Origin of the sequence: Cryobacterium sp. LW097, from assembly GCF_002205495.2 — a bacterium.
In the GTDB taxonomy this organism is placed as follows: Bacteria; Actinomycetota; Actinomycetes; order Actinomycetales; family Microbacteriaceae; genus Cryobacterium; species Cryobacterium zongtaii.
This window is the reverse complement of the sequence record NZ_CP021992.1, coordinates 3,242,074-3,260,175: the sequence shown is the minus strand read 5'-3', so window position 1 is coordinate 3,260,175 and position 18,102 is coordinate 3,242,074. Positions and strand designations below refer to the sequence as shown.

Below are 18,102 nucleotides of genomic sequence, written 5' to 3'. Positions count from 1 at the left end.
CGAGTCCCGATGCTTGACCTGGCCGGGCAGCATCAGCAGATCGCCGACGTGGTTCGGCAGGGCTTCGACCGGGTCATCGCGGCGAGTTCCTTCATCCAGGGCCCCGACGTCGCCCGGTTCGAAGGGGAATACGCGGCCTACTGCACCAGCCGGCACGTGATCGGTGTCGGTAACGGCACCGACGCGCTCGAGCTCGCACTGCGCGCCAGCGGCATCGGCGCAGGCGACGAGGTCATCGTTCCCGCCAACACCTTCGTGGCGAGCGCCGAAGCCGTTCTGCGCGCCGGTGCGCGGGTGGTCTTCGCCGACTGCGACGAGAATTTCCTCCTCGACCCCGTGAGTGTGGGCGAGCGGATGACCGCCCAGACCCGAGCGGTCATCGCCGTGCACCTTTACGGTCAAGCCGCGCCGGTCGACGAACTCCGTCTGCTGGTCGGCCCCGACGTCGTCCTGGTCGAAGACGCGGCGCAGGCCCAGGGGGCGCGGTCCCATGGTCGGCGCGCCGGGTCCCTGGGGGACGTGGCCGGCACCAGCTTCTACCCCGGCAAGAACCTCGGCGCCTACGGTGACGCAGGTGCCGTGATCACATCCTCCGACGCGATCGCCGCCGAGGTGCGCGCGCTCAGTAACCACGGCGGAGTGCACAAGTACGAGCACCTCAGCGTGGGGACCAACTCCCGGCTCGACACCCTGCAGGCCGTGGTGCTTTCCGCCAAGCTCGCCCTGCTCGACGGGTGGAACGCCGAACGCCGACGCCTTGCCGCCCGGTACACCGCCCTGCTCGACGGGGCTCCCGGAGTGGTCACCCCCCGAACCGCGCCAGGGAACGAGCACGTGTTCCACCAATTCGTGGTGCGGGTGCCGGAACGGAACCGGACGTATCAGGACATGAGCGACGCGGGTATCGGCGTGGGCATCCATTACCCGGTCCCGGTGCATCAGCTCCCCGCCTTCGCTGACGTGGCCAGGGGGCAGGGCACGTTCCCCGTCGCCGAACGCCTGAGCGGGGAGATTCTCTCGCTGCCGATCTACCCCGGCCTCACCGACGAGCAGCAGGATCGGGTGGTCGACACCCTGCAATCATGCCTGTGACCGACGCCTCACCCGGCTCGGTCCTCGGCGATCAGGTGCGTAGGGGGGCGCTCTGGTCGGCCGGCAGCACCCTGTTCCTGCGCTTCGCCAACATCGCGATCATGGCGGTCGTCGCCCGGATCGTGGCCCCGGAGGCGTTCGGGGTGTTCGCCCTGGCCATGGTCGTGCAGGGGGTCGTCGTCAGCCTCGCCGAACTCGGCATCTCTTCGGCGCTGCTCCGTAACGACCTCGACCCCGACCGCATCGCGCCGACGATCGCCACGGTCTCGATCATCACGAGCCTCGTGCTGGGCACCGCGATGGCCGTTTTCGCCGACCCTCTCGCTGCTGCCCTCGGCTCCCCGGATGCGGCAGGGCCGCTTCGGGTGATGGCGCTCTCGGTGGCACTCATCGGGCCGTTCGTGGTGCCGGGGGCGCTGATCCAACGCGACTTCCGGCAGGATGTGATCTTTCGAGCGGCAGCGATCGCGTTCGTTCCGAGCAGCGCGGTCCTCTTATTGGTGGCACTCGCCGGTGATGGGGCGTTGGCGTTCGCCTGGTCGCGGGTCGCGGCGCAGCTGGTCACCGGGGTGATCCTCACCATGAAGGTGAAAAAACGCTACTGGCCGGGATTTCGGCGGGATCAGATCGGAATGCTGATTCGCTTCGGACTGCCGCTCGCACTGGCCAACCTGCTCAGCCAGGCGTTGCTCAATGTGGATTACGTCTTCGTCGGCCGCACCCTGGGCGTTGAAGCCACCGGGCTCTACTCTCTGGCGTTCACCATCGCCGCCTGGTCCACCGCCGTGATCGGATCCGTTCTGAACGGCATCGTTCAACCCGCGTTCTCCCGAGTGCGTCATGAAGGCGGGGACCTTCGCGGCGCCCTGCTTCAGGCCTGCCGAACTGTCGCCCTGGTGGCCTGCGCGATCGGCGCACTCACCCTCGCACTCGCCGAGCCGTTGCTCACCACCATCTATGGAACCCAGTGGACGGGAGCCGCACCGGCCCTCGTCGTCCTCGCCGTTTACGGGGTCATCTTCGTGTTGGGCCTCCTCCTGGCGAACATCATCATCTCCACCGGCCGCACCGGCGGTCTGCTCCTCGTGCAGGTCGCCGCTCTCGCGGTGCTCCTGCCCGCCATGGCGGTCGGTGTCCGATACGGCGGTCTGGTGGGCGTGGGACTGGCCCACATTCTGGTGAGCGCGGGAGTCATCCTCCCGTTGTATCTCCTGATGCTGCGACGAACGATCCCTCGACCGTTCGGTGTGATGGTTCGGGCGATTGCCTGGCCGGTGTGTGCCGGCACCGCGGCCGGAGGGACAGCGTGGGCCGTGGCGATGCTGGTGTCAGCGGCTCCGGCGAAGTTTTTGCTCGGAGGGTTGGCCGGCGGCATCCTCTACCTGGTGCTGACCGCACCGCTGCTTCTCCCGCTTGTGCCGCCGTCGCTTCGCCGTTCCCGAACCTTCGGCCGGGTTCTGGCCGGCCTCGCCTGGCCGTCCAGCTGGCTGGCCCGGCGCATGACCGGGGGGCGCGCATGACGCTCGGGGTGCTCGTCTACCCGCACGACCTCGGGATCGGCGGGAGCCAGCTCAACGCGATTGAGATTGCGGCCGCGCTGCAGCGCCGTGGTCACCGGGTTATTGTCTTCGGCACCCCGGGTGCGCTTGTGCAGCGAATCGCCGATCTGGGTCTCGAATTCATCGCGGCTCCACGACCGGGCCGGCGCCCGTCACCCCGGGTGGCCCGTGCGCTCGCCGACCTCGTGGTGGAACGGAAGATCGATGTGCTGCACGGCTACGAGTGGCCACCGGCGCTGGAGTGCGTCCTCGCCAGCCGGCTGCAGCCATCCGCCGTCGCGGTGTCCACCGTGATGTCGATGGCTGTCGCACCGTTCCTTCCGAAGTGCATGCCACTCGCGGTCGGGACCGAGGCGATCGCCGCCGCCGAGCGTGCCTTCGGTCGCTCCTCGGTCAGCCTGCTGGAGCCGCCGGTCGACCTGACGGAGAATCATCCGGGTGCGGTGCCCGCCGGGGTCTTCGGAGCCGGCGACGACGGTCGGTTCACGGTTGGCATGGTGACCAGGTTCGCCCATCAGCTGAAGCTGGAGGGAATCCTCACGGCGATCGACACCGTCGGAGCCCTGGCCCGGCACGCGGCCATTCGGCTCGTCATCGCCGGGGACGGGCCCGCCCGCGAGGAGGTGGTCGCCCGTGCCGCGCACGTCAACGCGGACTCGGGTGCCGGCACCGTGGTCCTGCTGGGCGAGGTGACCGATCCCCGGCCCGTCTACGAGTCAGCCGATGTGATGCTCGGCATGGGCGGGTCTGCGTTGAAAGCGCTCGCCTTCGCGAAACCGCTGGTGGTGCAGGGGGAGGGCGGATACTGGGAGCTTCTCACCCCGGATACCCTGCCGGAATTCCTCTGGGCCGGGTGGTACGGGGTGGGAGAATCGGCCGAAACGGGTCCGGCCCGGTTGGAGGGCATCCTCCGGCAACTGCTCGAGGACGCCGGTCTTCGAGCGGAAGTCGGCGCGTTCGGCCTGGCAACCGTGCACGGGCGGTTCTCGGTGGAGGCCGCAGCCGTGACCCAGCTGGCCATCTATCGCGCAGCACTCCAGCTGCGGGTCACGCGCGGGCAGCAGGTCCGGCACGATGCTGCGGCCCTGACCCGGTACGCCCGGTACTACGCGGGGAAACGTGTGCGCCGGTTGATCGGAACCGAGCAGACCGACGACTTCAACGCCCGTCCGGCGAGTGTCCGGCCCGGAAGCCTGCCGGTGACGACGGGAGCGGGCTCGTGACACTGCCGTACCTCGTCTACATCGCCGGCGCCGAATGGGATGCCGTTCCGGGAACCGACCGGCGTCTCACGGCGGCGCTGGCCCGACGCATCCCGGTCCTCTGGGTTGACCCTCCGGTGGCGGTGCACAGGACATTGCGCCGCAACTACCGCTGGCCGTTGCCTCAGCTTGTCTCCGAGGGCCCGAACATCGTTCGGCTGCGCAGCGTCACCGTGCCGTTCGCGTCGAAGCGGGCAATGCTCTCCATCGCGGGTGCCCTGGGCGCCTGGGCAGTCCGCTGGGCGGTCAAGAAGCTCAACGCCGACGTGACCGCTGTCGTGGTGGCGACTCCCCGGGCACGGTTCCCGAGACGGGTACGGGGTAGTCGGCTGCTCTACCTCACCGACGACTGGGTGGCCGGCGCTGCCCTGCTGGATCTGCCCCAGTCTGGTATTTCCCGGATCCTCCGAAGGAATGTGTCCCGGGCGGACGTCGTCGCCGCGGTCACCCCGGAGCTCGCCGCAACAGTCAGCGGTCTCGCCGTCGACCGCACGGTCGAGGTCCTGCCCAACGGCTGCGAACCTGTTGTGTCTGCCGGCCGGCGTCAACCCGACCGCGGGGACCCGGAAGCCGCTGCCGCCCTGGTCGGACAACTCAATGAGCGATTGGACTTCGACGTGCTCGAAGCGGTGCTGGCGACCGGGGTGCCGATCCTGGTCGTCGGACCGCGTACTGAGCGTGATCCTCAGATCACGGTCCGCCTCGACGCGTTTCTCGCCGCAGAGACGGTGACCTGGCTCGGGGAGGTTCCGTTTGCGGAACTACCCGGTCACCTCGTGGGGGCGGTGGTCGGCCTGACTCCGTATCGCATCACGTCATTCAACCGAGCTAGCTTTCCCTTGAAAACCCTGGAATACCTGGCCAACGGGCTGCCGGTGGTGTCGACCGATCTGCCGGCAGTCCAGTGGTTGAACACCGACCTGATCAGCGTCGGGACTGATCCGCGGCACTTCGCTGAGCACGTGCAGCGAATCGTTTCCGATCCGGCACGCGGCGCGGAGGCTGAGACCGACCGCCGACGCCGGATCGAATTTGCGGCATCCCACAGCTGGGACGTCCGGGCGGGGCGGCTCCTGGACCTCGTCCTCCCCGCGGGCAGCTCAGGTGTCCCCGCGACGCCACGATCACGACCCGCAGCATCCGGCGCGCTCACCTGAGCACCCGGCAGTTCGGCCATCGCGAGGGAGCAGCACATGCCATCGGAACAGACCACCGTCATCACGGCGAGCCGCCGGCGGTGGGCGGTGATCGTCGCAGCGGGCGTCGTGGTCGTTGTGGCCGCACTGTCGCTGGTGGCCGGCGTCGCAGGACAGGCACGGGCAGAGGCCAACATCTTCGGTTCACCGACCCCCACTGTGGCCGCAGCATCGGACGATGCGTCGGTGGAAGTGGGCGTCCGCTTCACCAGCACCCGGGATGGCTGGGTGACCGGTCTCCGGTTTTACAAGGGCACAGGCAACTCCGGACCACACCTGGGCACTCTGTGGGACGGTGACGGGAACCCGCTGACTCGGGTGGAATTCACCCGAGAATCCTCCAGCGGATGGCAGGAAGCCACCTTCGCCGAACCGGTGCCGGTTCACCGCGGCCACAGCTATGTCGCCTCCTACTTCGCGCCACGGGGTCACTACGCCTCGGATGCCGGCGCGCTAGCCGACCCGCATACCAACGGCGCGCTGTCGGTTCCGGCCGGCGGCGGCGTCTTCCGCTACGGGTCCGGAGGCTTCCCGACCGCGTCGTTCGAGGACACCAACTATTACGTCGACGTCAGGTTCCGCCCCGCCGCCCCGGGTGAAACGGTGCCGGAAGACCACCCGCGGGCCGCTAGTCCCTCGGCCCCGGCCGAATCGTCCTCCACCCCGACCCCGGCTGCGCCCGACCCGATCTCGGTGCCCCCGAGCGACACCGGGACCTCGCTGGCCCTTCCGCGGATTCCCTGGGAAGGAGGGCCGGCCTACTGGAAACAGTTCAGCAAGGCCGACGCTGCCGGTTGGGACGACCCGACGTTTTTCCCTATCGTCTCCTGGTTCGGCAACTTCAGCACCGATGACGAGGTCGCCTACGACAAGTCACTCGGCATCAACACGTACAGCGGCATGTGGGATGGCACGCCGTACCGGCTCTTTGCCGACAACGGTGTGTTCTGGATCGGCGGAAAGCTCAACGACGGCTTCACCGCCGACAGCGGCAATTGGGTGGGCCAATTCCTTGACGATGAGGTCGACGGCCGATTCACCCCAGCAGACGGCCACAAGCACCTCCAGGGGTTGGTCGACGCCCTCCCCGACGACGGGCGCTTCCGCTACGCGAACTTCACCCAGATGGTGATCGCAAGTGACCTCCCGCAGGAGGCAGCGCGCCAGTACGTGAACGGATACACCGATGTGGTGTCGGTGGACATGTACTGGTACAGCATCCCCTTCTGCGACCAGACCCCGTATCGGGATGTGTATCTGACCCCGGTCGCGCAGGCGACCTGTCGCACCGCGTCGAGCTACGGCGCCACTATGAACTCCCTCCGCGCCCAGGACGCCGCAGACGGAAAACTGCAACCACTCTGGCAATGGGTGGAGAACCTGAACGGCGGTCCGCCGGATGCTGCGCCGAAGTCCTACCTCACCCCGGGGCAGCTCACGGGGGCGGTGATGAACTCGATCATCAACGAAGCCCGAGGGATTGCCTATTTCAATCAGAGCCTCAGTGGAACGTGCCAAAGCAGCAACGTTTTCCGCCAATCTCAGGTCAGCCCGGGCTTTTGTGGCAATGCTCAGGTCGCCGCAGTGAAGTCGGTGAACGCTCAAATTCACTCACTCGCCCCGGTGCTCAACACCCAGTCCTACGAGTACACCTTCGGTCCGAAGCTCGACACCATGCTCAAAACCTATGCAGGGTCGGCCTACATCTTCGCGATGGTCGACGGCTCTGCCGGCCCGGGGGAGCGCACTCTCACCCTGCCGCCCGGGGTCGAAGGCAAGAACGTCGAGGTGCTGGGAGAAGATCGCAGCCTGGCGGTCGACGGCAAGGGACGATTCACCGACGCCTTCGCCGAGGAATTCAGCTACCACATCTACCGGGTGCCCCTCACGGCAGGGGCGGGCAGCGAGTAGCGGGTGTCCGCGGGCTGAACCGCCGACTGCCCGGAGGAGTCCAGCTGTCCTATCGGGTCGCCACCGGCTGACCGGGCACGGGAGGCCCTGCAGCGAGCAGGTGCCGCGCACCCCCAGCCAGGCCGAGGACGAGGAAGAGCATCCCCGCAGACATCGAGAACGCGAAACCGTCGAAGAAGGCCATCAGCAGACTGCCCGCGACGAGCGCCGCGACGAGGGCCTGGGCCAGCTGCCGGTCCAGGCTGTCGGTGGCCGTGCGGCGGGCCTGCGCCGCACTGACGATGCCGGCGACGACCAGGATGAGGAAGGCGATGACGCCCAGGATTCCCAACTCGATCGCCAGGAGCAGGTACTGGTTGTCGAAGATGTGATATTTCGCGATGAAGGTGCCGAATCCCTTGCCGACGACCGGGAACCGGCTCATGTAGTCGATGGCGATGTCGTAGCTGGTCGTTCGCGATGCGGTGCTCGGGTCCGACCCCAGTCCGGTGAACAGACCGCGGATCGTTCCGATCATCCCGGGGACGAGCACCCCGATCGCGACGGTCAGGGCGCCGCCCACCGTGACAATGAGCATCCGGACGCTGCGGGAGAGGGTCGGCAGCATGATGATCAGTCCCACGGCGAGGCCGATCAGGGTTGACCGGGAGACCGAGAGCAGTGACGCGACAGTGATCATGGCGACAGGCAGCCAGGGGATCAGCCGATGCGCCGAGCGATTCTCGACGGCCAGGGCGAGGGCGATCGGAAAAGCCATGGCCAGGACGACTCCGTACTCAAGCGGATGGATCGCCGTTCCCGACGCGCGGATGAAGCCGGCTCGCTGGTCGAGTGCGTCCGAGGTGGGGCCCTCCCACATCGTGAACGGCACGAAGTGCCAGAACTCCAGGAGAAGGTTGCCCGTCAGGAACTGAAGGATGCCCAGGGTCGCCATCGCGCCGCCCGCCCACGCGAGCCTGCGCAGCAGGACCCGTAGTTCGCCGACGCTGGGGAGACCGTCGATGCCGACGAGCAGGATCCCGGCCCACGCCAGCAGTCGCAGGAGCCCGTTGTCGGCCGGGCTGACCTCGTCGGTGGGCAGCCCGCGAAGCATGGCACAGGCGTAGCTGAAGCCCGCCACCGCGAGGAGGGCGAACAACGCCGCGGATACGCGTCGCGGGCCCGGTGGCAGAGGGGACTGACGCTGCAGCTGATGCCAGCACCACCAGAGTCCCGCGCCGAGGGCCCAGAGCGTCGCGGGCCGTCCCGCCGACCCCAGGGCCGTGATCGTGAGTCCGGACGGAACCGCGAACAGCAGAACCACGTACACGGTGAGAACAGTCAGTCCGTCGATCCCCCGATGGGGACCTCGCTCCGTCGCGGCGGCGCGGGTCGCCGCGGGCGCCGGCCTGCTCATTCGGCGTGCTCGGGAGCACGTGCGTCTGCGCCGTGCTTGACGGGGATCGTGCTGTCGTCAAAGCCGTCCGGGACGCCGGCGAGCACCCGGCGGTCGCCGGAACGGGACAGGTCCGGGTGCCTCGGACCCTGGGGTGCGCCGAGGTCGTCGTCGAAGTCCTCGGTTGCCCGGCCGTCTTCGAGCTCAACGTCATCCGGCGTGCCGGCGGAATCGGCAACGGGCGGATCCAACCGGCGTCTCCTGTCCCTGGACAGCAGCAGCCCGTCCACCAACCCGGCCAGGAGCAGGGTGAGAGCGAAGCCGGCGGCAGCTGTTGCGGCGACGGCTTCCAGCCGGCTCTTCTGGATCACCGTACTGGTTTCGTCTGTGGTGAGAGGCATCGCGGTGATGCGCTCAACCTCCGGAACGTCGGCTCGGGTCTGCAGGGAGCTGAGGTTTGTCTGCACGCCGGAGAGGGCGCGGTCGAGCACCAGGGCAACCTCACTGTTGGTGCTGCCGGTGGCGGTGACGGAAAGGAGCGGACCGCTGCTGGTCGCGATGCGCTGGACGGTGGCGTCCGCGGCCGGATGCCCATCCAACAACGACTCACGCACGGTCTGCGAGGCCATCGTGTTCACCAACACGTCACTGGCTTGGCCGAGGCCGCCGAGGAACAGGTAGGGGTTCTCTCCTTCGGGAACGCTCGAGGCCGCGGGCATGAGGAGCAGGGTCGCGTTGCGTTGGTAGGTGGGTTGCACCTCGGAATACACGACGCCGGCAGCGACGCCGGTGAGTACCAGACCGATCAGCACGACGTACCAGCGCCGTCCGAGGCCTCGCAGGAAGTTCTTCAATGTCATGTCACACGCTCCGTTTGCTGGGCGGTTGTGCCCGGTGAAATAGTGGGCGGCAGGGTTTGGCCGGCCGACCCGTCCTGGCGGCGGGGTCTGGGAGTCCGGCCGGCGAGCCGGTCGACGAGCGTTGCCGCGGTCGCGGCCACGCCGAGCCCGACCAGCCCGAGTACGAGCAGGGCCCTGGCCTGTGTTCTGCGGGATCCGCCGACGTGACTGACCGTGGCCTCGGCCGGGACCCGCTCAGTGCTGATGGCATCCCGGGGGTCCAGGGTGCTCTGCCGGTCGGCGGTGAGAACGTCGATCCGGTCGAGGAGAGTGTTGAGGGTCTCTCTGACCCTGTCGGGATCCTGACCGGCGACCCGTACCGACAACACCGGGTCGGGAAAGCTGTACTCCCACTGCCCGCCGGTGTTGGGTATGACGACCTGATACCCCTCGGAGACTCCCGCACCGAAGAGTGGGGCGTCCGGCGAGAGACGGTCGGGCAGCTTTCCGTCGTTGATCTCCTGCTCGATGGCCCCGACGAATTCCAACAGGGTGTCCCGCTGTCGGTCGTCGAAGACGCCGACGGCTGCGGCATCGGGAACCACGAAGACCACCTTCGTTTGCGAGACGTAAGCGCCGCCGGCCTCGTCGAGGGTGACGAACGTGACGCCCAGGACGGCGAAAACGGCCACGACGACATACCAGCGCCGCAGGAGAACTCGCAGCAAGCCGGCGGCGGTCATTCGCCCATCCCGATCGGAGAGGCGGCGGTGTTCGTCGCATGAGGAAGGGTCCTCCACCGGCGACGATCCAGCAGCACGGCCAGGGCGTAGCGATCGGCCGCCCGGTGGGCCCGGAGGGCCGCATGGAGCGTGACCGCAACGTGCACGAGCGCGGCGGCGGCGGGGGTGCCGTGCCGTTCGGCGTAGCGCACCCGGTTCACGGACATCAACGCGGATTGCCCGGCGGACACACCTGAGCCGCCCTGGCGGTGAGCGACGGTCGCTGCCGGGTCGTACCACACCGTTGCGCCGGCGTTCCGGGCGCGGCGGAAGTAGTCGGTTTCCTCTGAATAGAGAAAGTACCGCTCATCCCAATCACCGAGGCGCTCGGCGAGCGCCCGGTCGATCAGCAGGGCGGCTCCGGTGGCCCACTCCACGACGTGCGCGCGCCGGTAGCTTTCCTGGTCGTAGACGGTCTCGGAGAGCCAGCCCGGCCTCCGCCGGGCCCGAGAGCCGAACAGCGCTTCGCCGAACGACCGCAGCACCGTCGGTTCGCGGCGGAGCGACGCCTGGAGGACGCCGAGGGAATCCACCAGGCGGGGAACGACGACGCCGGCGCCGGTTGATTCCAAGCAGTTGAGCATCTCGCGCACACTGCCCGGTCGAACCACCAGGTCCGGGTTGAGCACCAGAATGCTGCGTGCACGGCCGACAAGCCTCAACGCCACGTTGATTCCGCCGGCGTAGCCGCGATTGCCGCCGCTGGAGCGCACGGTGATGTCGGCGTGCTCGGCAAGCACACCGAGGGTGCCATCGGTCGAATCGTTGTCGACGACGACGACGCACATCCGAACCGACGGCGTGGCCTCTCTCAGACTGGCGAGGAGCGGCCCGACGTCTGCCTCGCTGTTGTAGGTGACGATGATGACCGCGACATCGGCCGGCTGGTCAGCGCTGACGAAGGTGTCGCGCCCGGGGGCGGGCGACGGCGACCGGTCGGGCGTCAACGCGGTCATGGCAGGAACGGGCAGGGTCGACGTGATGAGTACACGCGTTCACCCCCTTGGTTCGGATCGGATGTGGCAGGTTTTACGAGCCAGACCCATGATGCAATCGACGGGACCAGGGTCCCCGTCGGAGCAGACAGTATCCCGGTCGAGGCAGACCGTCGGACCCCAAAGAGGGGGTGATTGGCCGAAGTCGTCAGGGTCACGCCGCGAGGTCCGGAGGGAGTGCTCGGCTGGACAGGTCGCGTTCCCAGCCCGCCCGGCCTCGGCTGACGACACGGTGGGCCCTGAGCCGGCCGAGCACCGTGAGCAGCCCGTAGCAGACCACGTCGGCCGCGCTCGCCGGGCCGCGCACGGATGCGACGAGGGACCTGATGCTTCCGGCGGTCGTGGACTCGGTCCCCAATTCCGAGACCCCCCGATACTGGCGGGCGAGAACGGCGACGAGGCTGGCGACGGTCCGGGGTGTGAAGACCCGCACGGGAGAGCCGGTCGGTACGACGACCTTCTCGTCGGAGCGGAAGAGGCTGTCGACGTACGAGTCGTCGGCCGTGACGTCGGGGAAGCGGTCGAATCTGCCGTGCCCTGACGCGTTCACGGCATAGGCACCGGCGCCCCAGACGGCGTCGCGATTGGTCGGTATCCTTCGCCGCGCGCGGTAGTAGCTTTTGACCAGGGCCGACGCGCCTGTGGTGTCATAGGTGTACTCGGGGCGTGCGGCCAGGATGCGCCCGGTCCCGAGAGAGTCGAAGATCGCGCGCACCGTGGTGGGTTCGATCGCCACGTCTGCGTCCAGGTAGAGACGCGGCCAGGCGTGGGCGGCGGCGTCGCCGACGTTGAGGGCCGCGGTCTTGGATGCTGTCTCGATGTCGTACACCGCGACGCCGGGGAACCGGCGGGCGACGGACGCCGTGCTGTCGGAGCAGCCGTTGCAGACGACGATGATCTCCGCCTGGTTCAGGGCCGCCATCGGGGCGATCAGGGCGAGGGTACGTCCGATCGTCGCGCGCTCGTTGTGGGCGGGGATGATGATGGTGCCGGCCGGCGTGGCGGACCTGCCCCACGGGCCGGGCTCTGTCGTGGTGACCGCGACCGGCTTTGGGGGAGCGGCCGGCGCCGTCCTCCAGACAGATCCCGTCAGCAGGGCGCGCACGATCGTGCGCTGGGCGGGGTCGGTCCAGTGCCGGGCGGCGGTCACGGCCAAGGCAGCCTGGAAGGCGAGCGCGTAACCGAAGGACCGATAGCGGCGGGTGAAGCGGACCTGGTTCGCGGCGAGCAGCGCCGCCAGCGCGGGCGTGCGGACGCCGGGGCTGGCTTCGGACCTGATACGCGCGGCAGGTTCGTACCAGATCGGCGCCCCCGTCTCACGCACGCGGCGGAAGTAGTCCGACTCCTGGGCGGCGGTGAACCGCTCGTCCCTGTCGCCGACGAGGTCGTCGACGTCCCGGCGCACCAGGAGCCCGGTGTCGAACCCCCAGCGCACTTGATGCGCATGCTCGTAGCTCTCAGCGTCGGTGTACACCGAGCTGAACCGGCCTCCAGAGCCGGAATCGTCCTTTTCGACGGTTGCGCTGAGGAGGGCCCGGCTCACCGTGGGTTCCTTGGGCAGGTGCCGACGGGTGGCGCCATCACCGGTGAGCAAGCGGGGTACCACCGCGCCGGCGCCGGCGCGGTTCATCCGGTCGACCATGGTTCGCAGCGCGCCACGCTCCACCTCCCCGGTGCCGTCGAGCACGAGCACAGCGTCCGCCCTGCCGATGTGGGCTCTGGCGGCATTGATCGAAGCCGCATGGCCGCGGTTTCGTTCCGTCGGCACCAGGATCACGTCCCGTTGGAGCAGCAGCTCGGGCCGGGAGGTGCGACCGGGGTCCCCGCCGGTCACGATGCAGCGCAGTCGGAGGTCCTGACACTCCGCTCGGAGTTCCTCGAGCAGCGGGAGGACGCTGACTGTGCTGTCGGCGACGACAACGACGGCCACGTCGGCGTGCTCGTCCGGGTCGGCGAAGCCGACGAATCGGTTCTCTGGCGCACCATCGTGGGGGTGGACTCCGATCACCGCCGGAGAGGGTGTCCAGGGGGCGGCGATCGACTCCCGCCGCCGCACCGCGAGGTAGGCAGGTGGGCCCTGCACGAGGTACCGGGTGCACAGGCGCCGGGGTTCCAGTGCGAGCCGCCACGCCCACTCCAGTCCGTGCGCGGAAATCCAGTGCGGAGCCCTGGTCACCCGTCCGGCGAGAAAGTCGACGACGGCGCCGAAGGCCAGCAGCACGCGGGAGCCCGTCGCCAGCCCGTGTTCTGCGATCCACAGCTCCTGCCGAGGCTTTCCGAGTCCGACGATCAGGAGCTCGGTGGCGGCATCGTGGATCTCGCGGGCGATCGCCTCCGACCGCACCGAATCGTTCAGTTCGTCCCTAGCGGGAGCCCAGAGACCGGCAACGCACAGCGCTGGGTATCGAACGGCGAGCTCGGCGAGAAGACGGTCGTGGGTGTCGGCCGTCCCGCCCAGAAAGCCGATGCGGGTGCCGCGGCTTTCGCATAGCGCCAAGATCGGTCCGATCAGGTCACTGCCGGCCAGGCGCGGCCAGGCGCGGCCGGTGATGCGGCCGGCCTGCGCGGCGAGCGGGGCACCATCGATGAGGTTCAGCCAGGTCAGCTGGCTGTGCCCCGCCTCCGGCGCCGGTCCGTCGTCGTCGAGCGTTCCCGACCAGTCGGCACCCGCCCCGAAGTGATGCACATGGTCGAGGTTGATCGACGTGACCGCCAGGGGCGGGATGTCAGGCGCCTCGAGGTGCTCGGTTATCCGTTCTATGGAGTCGCTGAATTCGAGCAGGTCCACGGCGGACCCGCCGAGGACGATTCGGGCTGTATCAAGAGTCATGTTCGCACCACCGAGGGAGACCAGGCATGGACAAGGGAAGGGAGGGGCGTGCAGAGGCCGGACAACGAGATGTACACGGGCCTGCCTGTCAGTCCTGCGCGGTGAATGCGCCGAAGAGCACGTAGCTGGACCCGCCGGCGACGGCGGTGACGGCGAGGGTGATGGAGTCGTCGCCTCGCGCGAAGCTCAGCGTCGTCGACCGTTTGGCGGCGGTGGTCGGAGACTCCAGAAGACCCAGCGGAGCGAAATGCTGCCGGTAGAACGCCAGGACGTCGGTGGTTCCGAGTGACGTCCTGGCCTCCAGCGCGGCCTGCATACGGTCGCCCTCGGTCGCGACGGACGTGTTGTCGATAACCGACTCCGGGATGCCGGGCATGACGTCCGTGGGGAACCCGCCGACCACGGTTCCGGTCGAGCTGGCGGTGGGGGGAAGCGGCAACGAAACGAGGGTGGTCCGGGGCTTCGATGGTGGCAGGATGACGCTCTCAGGCTGCTCAGGGAGCACTTCGGTCGACGTGCGCGGCGCGGCGGCGGCTTCGCTCCAGCGCTCGCCGTCCGCGCCGGTGTCCGTCGGCTCCTCCTCAACCGGAGCGGGCGTCGCACCGTCGGTGTCGGCCGGCGTCGGGGTGACACTCCGCTCGGAGGTCGGTTGCGCGGTGGGCGGCGTCGACTCCGCCACGCTCTGGATCCGGTCGGTCGGGGGCAGCAGCTGCGCGACCACGACGCCGGCGCTGGCCACCAGCACCGTGAGGCCGAGCGCTGCCAGGCCGAGCTGACGCTTGTTCATCGGCGTCGCCGTCGAACGAGGAAGCGGTCGGCTACGAGGCAGCCGGACGCACAGAGGGGTCGACAAATAATGGTTGTGGTCACGTTCCATCCCTGCATTTCGGGTGTACAGGTTCAGCTCGGATACAGCCCGCGGCCGGAAGGGTAAGGCCCGGCACGGACTCGTGTTCAAACCTGAGGCAGGCTCAGGTCCTCACGAGGTGACCATAGCCGGGCAAGCGACGAGCCGCTGTGACCTTATCGGGGGGTAAAGTGACGCGGCTCGGGGCGGACTGGTGTCATTTCGTCGTCCCGCTGCGCCACTCCTTGATTCGGTCGACCCCGCGCTTGCCGACCAGGAATAGCAGGGTGGACTTCACGGCGGCGCGAGAGGATTCCCGCAGCAGCCTGGCTGGCCCGCTCAACAGGCGGTCGCGGAGCAGGTCGGTACGCGTCGGCTGGTCAAGATCGGTGGGCAGGGTGGGGAACAGGGCGGCGTAGCCGTTCGACGCGACGAGCCGGCCGCGAACCCGGTTGCTGACGTTGCTGCCGTGCACGACCTGCAGCCACGCCGGTGGGCCGGATACCGCAACGCTCGGCATGGACCGAGGGAGCAGCGTGTGCCAGTCCGCCCAACAGGTGACGGGATCGTTCCAGGTCTCCCTGACGGAGCAGAACGCGTTGAGCTTGTCGACGCGGAGGAACAACCCGTCGGGACCGAGGATCAGTCCCGACGCGAGGTACAGCGCCGAGCGCGGCCCCCTTGGAGGGATTCGCTGTAGGCGGTCGACGAAATCGGCGGCGAGCCCGTCGTCGTTGTCGAGATTCGTGGTCAGCAGGTCGGCGGACGGTGTGGTTCGCCCAGCGCGGATGTCGTCGAGAATGATGGCCGGGGTGACCTCTGCCCGGTAGATCGGCTCGAAGACCTGGTCCCGCACGAACGGTGCCAGGCGTTGGACGAGCCATTCGGGGCTGTCCGGGTCGAGGTAAACGAGCCAGCGGAAGTTCTGGTTGGTTTGAGCGCGCACCGACGGCAGGCAGTATTTCTCGAAGAGGTCGGCGCGGCCGGTGAGCCATCCCTCGCGTTGGCGCACTCGACCCTCTGGGCCCGGGGTCGGCAGGTTGAACCTGGTGATCAGGACGTGATCGACCGTGGGGGGCGCCGTCGCGGGGTCGTCCAGACGTGTCGCGTTCTGCCCGCGTTTGGCAGTCATGAGCGCACCACCGATGGAGACCAGGCGTGCGGGATGAAAAGGCGAGGTTGGCTGGCCCCGTCGATGGAGATGGACCAGACATCGCTGTCACCGACGACGTCGGTGCGGGCCAGCCCGTAGAGCAGTGTCGAATCATCCAGCCATTCCACCTGGTCGTCGACGTTGCCGGGGGTGGGGAGGAGAGTCTCCACCCCCGTCTCGAGATCGAGCACCGCGATGGACCAGACCGGCGACGCAGTGCCGGTAACGACCTTCTTGTAGGCGATATGACGACCGTCGGGGGAGAGCGACGGGCACTCGGCGCTTTCCCGGATGGCCGTCAGGGTGCGGGCGGTCAGGTCGCCCCGCACCAACCAGGTGCGTCCGGCCGTGGCCGCCGTGGCATAGAAGGTGGTGTCGTCGCTGCCGAAGGTCACGCCCCAGATGTTGCGGTCGGCCGCTGTGATGCGCTCACCGTCCACCAAGAGAGCGAAGTCTTCGAGATTGCCGTAGTCGGTGCCGTCGATTGTGGAAATCGTCGTCTGAGTCGAGAACGCGACCGTCCCATATGATTCCCCGGTCACGAACGCTGTCACGGCGACGAGGCGGGAGTTGGCGGATACCCGAGTGCGGCTGGGGATGCCGGGTAACGGCCAGGTGCGGAGCTCGGCGGCGTCCGCACCGCGCAGGGTGGCCGCGAACGCCGTGACGATCCCGCGGTCGATGTGGAGGCACATCTCCACGACTGTGGTTGCGTACACCCTGTCGCACGCCTGGGCCGTCACCGAGCGCTCACCGGCGGGATCGGCGAGCGGGACGAAGGCGACCAGCCCGTACCCGTCGCCGGATGCCGTATTGCGGAACACGATCCGGTCTCCTGTCGCCGCCGTGTCGGTGGTGACCGCCTGCACGGCGTTCCCGCCGGTCCGTCGTTCCTGGGAGCCTGCCCAGGCCACGATGCCGTAGCCTCCGGCTCCGCCGAGGAGCACCGCGCTGACCAGCACGGCGGCGATGGTGCGTTTGCGTGCGGTCATGTCGTTTGCGTCCGGTCGAACGCGCCGCGCAGGACGAGAGCGGCCAGCGGGATCAGCAGGGCGAGTGCGCCCGCGATGATCAGCATGGCGTCGTTGCGGCCCACCGCGAACCAGAGCACACCGAATCCAGTGGACGCGATCAGCCGGGTGGCGGCAACGACGGTCTGGGCGGAGGCGATGGCTGTCGCACGGCTGGCCTCAGACGTCGACTGGGCCGCGAGCGCCGCGAGGATGCCGTCGGTGGACGCATAGAACGCACCGAGGGCTATCAGACAGAGAATCGTCGTCGGAAGCCCGGCAACGGGGACCGCTGCAGAGGCGTAGGCAGCCAGGAGCGCGAGATGGCCGCAAACGAAGACCCTGGCGCGGCCGAACCTGTCGGCGAGCTTGCCCAGCGGGATCGCAAGGAGGAGGAAGACGACGTTGGTGCCCACGTAGAGCAGGGGAAACCAGGCCGCCGCGAAGGCATCCCGGCTCTGCAGGACCAGGTAGATGAACCCGTCACCGATGGTCACGATGCCCAACAGTCCCGCGGTGAGGAGCAGGCGGCGCAGCCGCGGATCCCTCAGCTGAGCCCACCTGAACGACGCCCGGGAGGTGCCGGGTGCGGCGCGCTCTGCCGAAGGACGGGTGTTCGGTACGACCAGGCCGAGCACAAAGACGCCGACGATCGCGAAGGCGAGCGATACGACAAAAACAGTGTCGTAGCCGTCCGGGATGGCGAACAGGATCGCGAAGGCGAGCAGTGGCCCGACCGCGGCCCCGACGGTGTCCAGCATGCGGTGCACTCCGAAAGACCTACCGAGGTTCTCCGGGAGCGATGACGCTGTAATCAGCGCATCGCGCGGGGCGGTCCGGACGCCCTTACCGAGGCGATCGACAGCGATGACGGCCGCCAGGGACGTGAATCCGGTTGCGAAGAGAAGTCCGGTGCGGGCCAGGACTGACAGACCGTACCCGAAGAACGCGATCCACTTCGGCTGGTCCCCCCGGTCCGCCGCCCAGCCGCCGGCGATGCGCACGATGGCGCTGACGCCCTGGTAGATCCCGTCGAGAAGCCCGTAGGCGACTGTCGACAGGCCCAGCACTCCCGTGATGTACAGCGGAAGGATCGCCGACACCGACTCCGAGGAGACGTCAGTGACCAGGCTGACGATTCCCAGCGCGATGACGACGGACGAGACCCGCGTCGCGACGGGGCGTCCGGGAGGGGATGCCGTTCCTTGTGCCGATCCCCGGTCGGAAAAAGAGATGTACACGGGCCGGCCG

General features: G+C 68.4%; 14 protein-coding genes. 5 read left to right on the top strand and 9 right to left on the bottom strand.

The genetic code is table 11. From position 1 onward, the window contains the following. Positions 1-9 precede the first annotated feature (9 nt). Genes B7495_RS15325 through B7495_RS15305 form a run of 5 tightly spaced genes read left to right on the top strand, consistent with a single transcriptional unit; the run spans position 10 to position 7,020 of the window. Entirely contained in the window at positions 10-1,092 is a 1,083-nt protein-coding gene (locus B7495_RS15325) for a DegT/DnrJ/EryC1/StrS aminotransferase family protein (RefSeq protein WP_088458129.1), read from the top strand. Beyond that, positions 1,083-2,612: a lipopolysaccharide biosynthesis protein gene (locus B7495_RS15320; RefSeq protein WP_088457341.1), complete on the top strand. Its 1,530-nt coding sequence runs from the start codon at positions 1,083-1,085 to the stop codon at positions 2,610-2,612. The genes B7495_RS15325 and B7495_RS15320 overlap by 10 nt, the downstream gene beginning before the upstream one ends. Continuing rightward, entirely contained in the window at positions 2,609-3,874 is a 1,266-nt protein-coding gene (locus tag B7495_RS15315) for a glycosyltransferase (RefSeq protein WP_088457340.1), read from the top strand. The genes B7495_RS15320 and B7495_RS15315 overlap by 4 nt, the downstream gene beginning before the upstream one ends. After that, positions 3,871-5,070: a glycosyltransferase gene (locus B7495_RS15310; protein ID WP_088457339.1), complete on the top strand. Its 1,200-nt coding sequence runs from the start codon at positions 3,871-3,873 to the stop codon at positions 5,068-5,070. The genes B7495_RS15315 and B7495_RS15310 overlap by 4 nt, the downstream gene beginning before the upstream one ends. A 36-nt stretch (positions 5,071-5,106) precedes the next feature. After that, positions 5,107-7,020 (top strand): DUF4082 domain-containing protein, encoded by a 1,914-nt coding sequence (locus B7495_RS15305; protein WP_088457338.1) that lies wholly within the window; start codon positions 5,107-5,109, stop codon positions 7,018-7,020. A gap of 49 nt (positions 7,021-7,069) precedes the next feature. Here the strand turns inward: B7495_RS15305 and B7495_RS15300 are convergent, their stop codons facing one another. From B7495_RS15300 to B7495_RS15260, 9 genes are all read right to left on the bottom strand, one after another. Continuing rightward, on the bottom strand, positions 7,070-8,416 hold the full coding sequence (locus B7495_RS15300) for an O-antigen ligase (protein WP_088457337.1): 1,347 nt from the start codon (positions 8,414-8,416) through the stop codon (positions 7,070-7,072). After that, on the bottom strand, positions 8,413-9,255 hold the full coding sequence (locus B7495_RS15295; RefSeq protein WP_088457336.1) for a hypothetical protein: 843 nt from the start codon (positions 9,253-9,255) through the stop codon (positions 8,413-8,415). Before B7495_RS15295 ends, B7495_RS15300 begins: the two co-directional genes overlap by 4 nt. After that, positions 9,252-9,977, bottom strand: coding sequence for a hypothetical protein (locus tag B7495_RS15290; protein WP_088457335.1), 726 nt, complete (start codon positions 9,975-9,977; stop codon positions 9,252-9,254). Before B7495_RS15290 ends, B7495_RS15295 begins: the two co-directional genes overlap by 4 nt. Next, on the bottom strand, positions 9,974-10,972 hold the full coding sequence (locus B7495_RS15285) for a glycosyltransferase family 2 protein (protein WP_088457334.1): 999 nt from the start codon (positions 10,970-10,972) through the stop codon (positions 9,974-9,976). Before B7495_RS15285 ends, B7495_RS15290 begins: the two co-directional genes overlap by 4 nt. A gap of 193 nt (positions 10,973-11,165) precedes the next feature. After that, positions 11,166-13,841, bottom strand: coding sequence for a WecB/TagA/CpsF family glycosyltransferase (locus B7495_RS15280; RefSeq protein WP_088457333.1), 2,676 nt, complete (start codon positions 13,839-13,841; stop codon positions 11,166-11,168). A gap of 88 nt (positions 13,842-13,929) precedes the next feature. Then, complete coding sequence (locus B7495_RS15275) at positions 13,930-14,628, bottom strand: hypothetical protein (protein WP_088457332.1); 699 nt, start codon at positions 14,626-14,628, stop codon at positions 13,930-13,932. 277 nt (positions 14,629-14,905) lie between these two features. Next, complete coding sequence (locus B7495_RS15270; protein ID WP_088457331.1) at positions 14,906-15,820, bottom strand: glycosyltransferase; 915 nt, start codon at positions 15,818-15,820, stop codon at positions 14,906-14,908. Next, positions 15,817-16,833, bottom strand: coding sequence for a hypothetical protein (locus B7495_RS15265; protein WP_088457330.1), 1,017 nt, complete (start codon positions 16,831-16,833; stop codon positions 15,817-15,819). The genes B7495_RS15270 and B7495_RS15265 overlap by 4 nt, the downstream gene beginning before the upstream one ends. After that, positions 16,830-18,092 (bottom strand): MFS transporter, encoded by a 1,263-nt coding sequence (locus tag B7495_RS15260; RefSeq protein ID WP_088457329.1) that lies wholly within the window; start codon positions 18,090-18,092, stop codon positions 16,830-16,832. The genes B7495_RS15265 and B7495_RS15260 overlap by 4 nt, the downstream gene beginning before the upstream one ends. Positions 18,093-18,102: the final 10 nt, after the last annotated feature.